Raw genomic sequence first — 7084 nt, 5'->3', positions numbered from 1 at the left:
GGCTCCGACACCGTCACCACAGCACCCACACCAAGATCATCACATGCCTGAACAAGCCTTACGGGACACCGTTTAGTGCACGGCAGCCAGTGGTCGGGCCCTCACCTCCCACTATTTCCACCAGGAAGATGAGGAGGTCCTGCCGCCCGCATTCACCCGGTGCTCTTGGACTGGCTGACCTTTGAGGATGAAGTGCGCGGGCTCGGTGAGCGGCTGTCAATCGTCGAGGCGGTGAAGGACCTGCGGGAACTCGCCGCTATCGACCAGGCCCGTGAGTACCTGAGTCATGTTGCTGATTCCAGCGTCGCGGACAATCAGCCTGTCAGGGCACCAGAAGTAGCGACCCCCCAGAGCCTCGCCGCTCACGGCCCAACCCCACCCGGCTCGGCGCCAGATACCCGATCGCTTCACGCTGGCGGCAACCCCTGCTTCCGGGTTCTTGAGTACGGCAAGGGCTGGCCTGAGTACGGGTACCCATGCGGTGGCTCGGCCACCCGGTGTGGGGTGGTCACCATGAAGAGCGCCCCTGCTTCCTGCGACAGCGCAGCATCTCAGCACGACACGCAGCCGGCCTATGTCACTCTGGGCCGCAGGCTGGCGATCATCGGGTCGGTCTTCTTCCTGCCCGCCCTCGTGCTGCTGGGCTTCACCGATCTCGTCAAGCAGGTCTCCCACGATCACTGTCATGAGCAGGGGTGCACCAAGCCGCTGATGGTGGCAATCCACTGGTCCTGGCGCGTGATGTGGCTGGCCGGCGCGACGGGAGTGGTCGCCGCACTCCTGCCCCAGCGCGTCGCCGTCCTCCGCTTCGGCCTGGCCTGCCTGCACCTCCTACTGCTCATCACCCCGTTCGTCATCCTCAGCGGGGTATGACCGGGAACACCGCGTCGTGCTGTATACGCCCTCCGGCCCTCCAGCGCAGCCAAGCGCCCCACCTCGTAACGGCCGGGCACGCAAACCCACCGGGTACGAGCATCGGCACTCAAGCCAGCTGCCCGGCGGTCCTCCCGGCCGGGTATCCGCAAGGCGATGCCGGGCCAGCCGAGGCACCCTCGCGGTTTGGCAACAGCGCCCTTCAACGAAATGATCAGTAACGTGAGCGACTACCAGCAGCACCCGTCCCCGAACCTCTACACCTATGGAGCGCAGCAGCAGTTTGACCCGCGCCAGGCAGGATTCGTACCGCTCAGGCTCGGGCCGCCCGAGGAGGTGCTCGCCAATCCGGGGGCACGGCTGGGCGCCCGCCTCCTGGACATCATCTTTCTCGTCGTCGTCATCATGATTCTGGGCCTGATCGTGGGCATACCCGTAGTTGCCCTGTCCGACAGCGAATCGGCCGGCGATGTCGCCTTCGCCACAGCGGCAATCGGTGCCCTTGTTCTCTACGACCCCGTGATGACCTACGCGTACGGTGCCACCTTCGGCAAGCGCATCTGCGGCCTTCGCGTTGCGCGGCTTGCAGACGCGGAAAAGCTGTCCCTCGGGGCTGCCCTGGGCCGCTGGCTCGTCTACCTGCTCATCGGTCTCATCCCCTTCGGCGGCCTGGTCAACGTCCTGTCCTGCCTCTGGGACAAGCCCTACCGCCAGTGCTTCCACGACAAAGCAGCAGGAAGCGTAGTCGTCAACCACAACGCCTGACCTCCAAGGCACCACCCGTGTTTTCGATGCCTCCTCAAGAAGAGCGAGACGGCCGACGCCTGATGACGGCCACACCGTGAGGTGCATCGGTGCTGGTCGCCGGTCCGAGTCGGGAGTTGACCGTTCGGCCGGTGTGGGAGATCGACGTGGACGTGTCGGACGAGCTGTGGGAGCGCCTGGAGGCGCTGTTGCCGCAGCGTGAACGGCGCTTTCGGTATCCGGGGCGTAAGCCGTTGTCGGACCGGGAGGCGGTGTGCGGGATCACGTAGGTGGTGCACTCCGGCACTTAGTCGAGTACCTGCCGCAGGACCTGGGATTCGGTTCGGGCATGGCCTGCTGGCGTCGGCTGAGGGACGGGAACGAGGCGGCCGGTCTGGCAGCGGCTGCCCGAGGTCCTGCTTGCCGAGGTCAACATGGCCTCGCGGTTGGACTGGTCGCGCTGTGGGGTCGACTCCTCCCAGGCCGGGGCTGAAAAGGGGGAGCCACACCGGACCGTCGCCGGTCGACCGGGGCCCGGGCCGGCTCGAAGTAAAGGGGCAGCAGTTCGAGCGGGGCCATGCGCGTACTCGCTTGCTGCCTCATCACCCAGCGGCAACTCAGGGCACTGCGCTGACAGGCGAGCAAGGTCGCCGGTCACACCGTGGATGTCTGGGGCTCATGTCATGATCCGGCCTCATGAGTGACCGATCGCTTTCGCCCGCCTGGCTGGCCTCGTGGACAGACAGGGTTTCGGGGACCCTGACCGCATTGACGGGCGAGTTCGAGCAGCGGCACGGCTTTCCCCCTGGCACCAACGAGATCCGGCTGGCCGAACGTGACGATCAAGCCGCGGCTGGCACGCTTGCCCAAGCCACCCCCACACCAGCTGACCTGGTCACCTTCTACGACAGCATTGGCGATGTCACCTGGGCAGACGTCGGTAACGGCTACTTCGTCGATCCGGCCAGTGACGTCCTTCTGCGGCTCCAGGAGGACGGCGTTGTCGACATGGGTGTGGACCAGAATGCCCGTGGCCTGGTGTTCGGCTCGAACGGCGGCGGTCTGGCCTACGTCGCGGGGTCTGATGGCGCGGTTTACCGGACGCGGACAGCGTCGCTGGACGACCCGGAGCTCGACAAGGTGGCCGATGACCTGAGGCAGTTTCTGGAGCTGCTGGAGCGATCCCTGACACGGTTCATCGCCGAAGGCGAGCCAGGAGACCTGTAAGCGCAGTCCCCGGCCACCGTCGCGCGCACCGCCCGGCCAAGGCGAAGGAGCCGCCTGGAAGCAGCTCTGCCCGCAGGTACGTGAGGCGCCCTGGCAGTTCTGCTTCCGTCTCACCGGCCGCGGCGGGGCGCAGAACGAGGACAACCGGTACTTCCTCAACTTCGGCTACGGCTTCGGCTTCGGGTGCGGCTACGCCTCCTGAACCCCGACGGCAGGGAAGTCCGCTTCGTGGGCACGTCCTGCTGGGCCGGTTGTTGCGGGCGGGGGAAAACCCGGGTGCGGGCCGGCGCCCGGACGTGGCATCCTGCCCGGCATGCCGATCAACCGAAAGGGCCATGCCGCGTAGGCGCCCTGAACAGGTCCGGGCCACTCTCGCGTGCCGGCGCCGGCCGTACGCCCCGTACAACAGCCCGTCCGTCGTCATCGACGGCCTCTCGGCGCGGACGCTGGCGGAGATCTCCCGCCTCGAACGCGCCCGCACCTACCTCCACCCAGGCGACGTCGCCCGGGCCGTCAGGCTGTGGAAGGACCACGTACGCCTTCCCGTGCGCGATCTCACACACCACGACGAGCGTGGCTGCCTGTACGACTGCTGCGGCGACCCCCTGGAGGCCCGTGTCCTTCTCGACGGGATCATGCAGGCCCTCTCATGCCGTGGAGCACGCGAGCTGAGGGCACAGCTGCACCGGTTCGACGAGCTCTGGCACCGTCGCTCGCCCCTGTCACCGCTCCTCGGTGACATCTCCTTCCGCGGCCTGCACACCATCTTGTACCCGGGTCTTGCGGGAGGAAGGCGATGACGCGATCCGGCTTTCCGTAGCGAACACGGCTGCAGCCCGCCGAGGGCCCTTGACGGCCTCGGTCACCAAGCCCCACGCCGCACGCGCCGCCCGCCGTGCAGCGAACGCCGGCACAGCAACTGACCACCCAACTGACCATCCCCGCCGACCACCCCGGCCCTACGGCGCCGCCGCTACGTCCTGGCGCCGCCCTGCCTGGCTTCAGAGCGCCATGCCATCGTGCAGAGCGCCGTCAGCCGGCTGCTGCAGCGGCCGGCCGTCTCCTGCACCATCACCGGGGTCCGCGACCGGGAGCTGCTTGCCTGGAAGAAATCCGGAGCCGCCCAGAGGATGCTCCCGACTGGACGGGCCGGGCCCGACGCGGCGAACACCACGACTGCGCCACACTCCTGCTTTCCCCGACCAGCACCGGAAGGCTTCGCCCGGCTCATCCCAAGTGGCCTGAGGGTGCCAAGGGGTTTCCGGGAGCAGTGGCGCAGCATCTCAGCTTCTGTCAGGCGCCCTTCCGCAGGCATTCGAAGGTTCTGCTGCGCCCTGGCGTCTTCGTTGTTGAGGAAAGATCACGGTTTTTCCTTGGTTTCGTTTTCCGTCAGCGTGCACGCGATGCCGGTGCACGGCCCCGGTGCCCTCGCCGGTCCGTCGGTCCCAGCCACCTGACCGCGGCCGGCCAAAGGGCAGTGAGACCAGGCGCTTTCGAAGAAGGCCCGCCGCCGGCGGCGGTGCGCAGGCCCGGCATGAGGCTGCCCCCTGTAACCCTGTGGGCCAGGGAGCAGCGAAGCCAGAGGACTGGGGCCGGTAAACGGCCGTCACCGACGATCACACCAGGTACCGGTGCGCCGCGGACACCTTGTGGCTCCATGCGGGTCTGCCGCCGGACGCAGGCGGCCCCACGCCCCGGTCGTGCCCAATGGCCGTATCGGCCCGCAAGGTGCGAACGATGCGAAAGAAACGATGCGAATGATGCGATGCGCGGGGCCGCCGTGCCGCGCCGCGCCGCCTGCCGCCGCCCGGCCTACGGGCGGCCACACACAGTACCCCCGCGCACCTCCACGCCCGTCGGGATGACCTGGGAAGCCCGGTCCCCGGCCCCCCTGGCACCGTGTCCGCGATGCCTCTCTGACCTCACCGACTGATCGGCCCGCTCATTCTCAAACCCCGATCCGACGTAACCCGGCGGCCCGCAGAGAGTCGCTGACCAGGGCCCAAGCCGCCTGCAGGCAAGCTGCGCCATTACTGCCCGCTGCTGCCGTTCAGCCGGTTGCAAGCCGCCTGAGCCGTCCAGCCCAGTCCAGTCCTGTCCTGCCCAGTCCTGTCCGAGCAGACCGAAGATCACGTTTGCTGCCCTGTACGGGCCGACGTGCCGCTGGACCAGCCAGGCGGCCCCCAGCACGTGTGGGCGTCGTTTGAACTGTTCAGGCGTCGCCGACAAGCACGAACCGGGCCAGCACGGCACAGACGAGCTCCTAGACCCCGCACACTCCTCGGCAATGGCGTGCGCGAGGGCAGTGACCAGCAGATACACCCGCTCAGGGCTGCGCCTTGCCTCCTCAGACAGGCATGAAGGACACCGCCATGGTGTGGGCACCCCCACCGACGCACGACAGATCCTCAACCTGCTGTGCCCGGCACCTGTCCGCCGGCGGCGCAGCGCCACACCACCCCCGCGGGCGTCCTCTCTCCGCTCCGCACACGCTCCTGCACTCGCCGCTGAACATCGGGCAAGAGCGAGTACGCGCACTCAGGTGGTCCACACGGGGTCCAGTCAGGACTGGTCAGCCGCCGCGTTGCTCGTGCCCGGTGGGGGCGAAGAGACCAGGGGGAGGCATGAAGCGCAAGCGCACCGGTATCTGTCTGACCGGGGTGACGGCCGCAGTCCTGGCTGCCGGCATCGCCGGCAGCGGGCCGACCGGTGCCTAGGAGCCAGGGCAAGGCCGCCGGGTCGCGGCGTCCGGCGGACGGTGAGGTGCTGCCTTCCCCCCCCGGGGAGCGGACGGGCTGGTCTGGATCTCCTGCCCGGGAGGGGGCGGCGGGGCGGTGACCGGCGGAGCGAGCCCCGACCGGCCGGTCACGCTCACCGCCGGATGCCAGGGAACCGGCTCCGTCCAGGTCACTTTCACCTCCCAGTACAGGGACACCAGTCCGGTGAATTTCCAGGTGGACTGCACCAGCGAGAGAAAACCCGGCGTGGGATCGAAAGCGCTCAGCGCAGAGCAGGGCCGTTCCTTCGACGTCCGCATCAGCACCTCGTCGCCGGCGATCCGCTGACGTTTGACGCCCTCCCCAGGCCGTCTGACCCCTACGGGGCGTACGTCGCCGGCACTGCCGTGCCGTCCAAGGGGTCCCCGTTTCTCCAAGCTGTGCCGGCACATCCCCTCGCGTCGGGCGCCGGCCCGGTTACCCCGGCCGTGTCCCGTGTCCCGCGTCCCATGCCACACGTCACCGAGACCACGCCCGTGGGCGCAGCCACGGTCCTGCCGCCAGGGACGACGAGGAACAGGCGGCCGCTGGCCGCCCGGCACAACACCATCCGCCCGCTCGGCCTCCGGCTCAGGAAGCCGGCCTGTACGCCGACCGTGCTCGGCAGCGGCCGGCACCCGCGGACCCGGGTAATCGGCAGAACGACCGATGCGCCGGAAGGATCTTGGAACCTACGTTGGCCGCATGCAGTCACCGAACACACCCACACCCACACCCACACCCATCGAGACCCGCGACACCCCTGAAACCACAAGTATCCTGGCCCGGGCTTTCGCAGACGATCCGATGATGCTGTGGCTCTTCCCCGACGAAGAAGGGCGCGAGGACCGTCTCGCCCAGTGGTTCGACATCATGCTCACCCACAAGTACGGCCCACTGGGCCACTGCGAACGCACCGACGCGGCAGCGGCCTTCTGGACACCGCCCGGCACGGCCGAGCAGCACCCGGACGAGGACACGCTGGCCCGCATCAACGGGCTCCTGGGCCGGCACGCCCCCCGGCTGGGAGAAATGCTGGAACTGGCCGGCAAGGCAGCCCCCCAAGAACCCCACTGGTTCCTGGCGGTACTCGGCGCCGACCCGGCGGCTCAGGGTAACGGCCACGGCGCTGCCCTGCTCCTTTCGGGCCTGGCCAAGGCGGATGCGGCCGGACTGCCGGCATACCTTGAATCATCGAAGCAAGCCAACATCGGCTTCTACGAGCGGTTCGGCTTCACCGTGCGGGACGAGATCCACGTACCCGGGGGCGGCCCCACCCTCTGGTCCATGTGGCGGGAAGCGCGCGCAGACGCCCACTGATAGGCCCGGCCAGACCACCGCCCCTCCGCAACCTGCACCACCCCTGGCAGAACCCCACCTCCACCGCCATCACCGGCACAAGCGGACGACCACACCAAGCGCCTGACGGGCCGTCCTCGTGCCGGCCGCCCGGTGCACCAGCCGGCAGTCTGCTGCGCCACCGT

General features: G+C 68.5%; 5 protein-coding genes and 1 pseudogene. All 6 read left to right on the top strand.

Going from position 1 to position 7084, the window contains the following annotated elements; all coding sequences use genetic code 11:
• The first annotated feature begins 513 nt into the window (after positions 1-513).
• The 6 genes and pseudogenes from IE182_RS30105 to IE182_RS30080 all read left to right on the top strand — a co-directional run bounded on the left by IE182_RS30105 (position 514) and on the right by IE182_RS30080 (position 6920).
• Positions 514-873, top strand: a complete 360-nt coding sequence (locus IE182_RS30105) for a hypothetical protein (RefSeq protein ID WP_190113151.1) — start codon at positions 514-516, stop codon at positions 871-873.
• Between the two features lie 222 nt (positions 874-1095).
• Positions 1096-1638, top strand: coding sequence for an RDD family protein (locus IE182_RS30100; protein WP_190113150.1), 543 nt, complete (start codon positions 1096-1098; stop codon positions 1636-1638).
• A gap of 92 nt (positions 1639-1730) precedes the next feature.
• Positions 1731-2167 (top strand): annotated as a pseudogene (locus tag IE182_RS32330) (transposase); the annotation flags it as partial.
• 218 nt (positions 2168-2385) lie between these two features.
• Positions 2386-2844 (top strand): SMI1/KNR4 family protein, encoded by a 459-nt coding sequence (locus IE182_RS30090; protein WP_190113154.1) that lies wholly within the window; start codon positions 2386-2388, stop codon positions 2842-2844.
• A 335-nt stretch (positions 2845-3179) separates the two neighbouring features.
• Complete coding sequence (locus IE182_RS30085) at positions 3180-3644, top strand: hypothetical protein (protein WP_190113148.1); 465 nt, start codon at positions 3180-3182, stop codon at positions 3642-3644.
• A 2766-nt stretch (positions 3645-6410) separates the two neighbouring features.
• Positions 6411-6920, top strand: coding sequence for a GNAT family N-acetyltransferase (locus IE182_RS30080; protein WP_229845248.1), 510 nt, complete (start codon positions 6411-6413; stop codon positions 6918-6920).
• Positions 6921-7084 lie beyond the last annotated feature (164 nt).

The sequence above is a fragment of the Streptomyces cinnamoneus genome, assembly GCF_014650495.1.
GTDB classification, from domain to species: domain Bacteria; phylum Actinomycetota; class Actinomycetes; order Streptomycetales; family Streptomycetaceae; genus Streptomyces; species Streptomyces cinnamoneus.
The sequence above is the reverse complement of the archived record's forward strand: the minus strand, read 5'-3'. Positions and strand labels throughout refer to the sequence as shown.

Excerpts from the sequence above, each read along its gene's own strand:
- IE182_RS30105 (WP_190113151.1), top strand. The coding sequence starts at position 514 with ATGAAGAGCGCCCCTGCTTCCTGCGACAGCGCAGCATCTCAGCACGAC.
- IE182_RS30085 (WP_190113148.1), top strand. The coding sequence starts at position 3,180 with ATGCCGCGTAGGCGCCCTGAACAGGTCCGGGCCACTCTCGCGTGCCGG.
- IE182_RS30080 (WP_229845248.1), top strand. The coding sequence starts at position 6,411 with ATGCTGTGGCTCTTCCCCGACGAAGAAGGGCGCGAGGACCGTCTCGCC.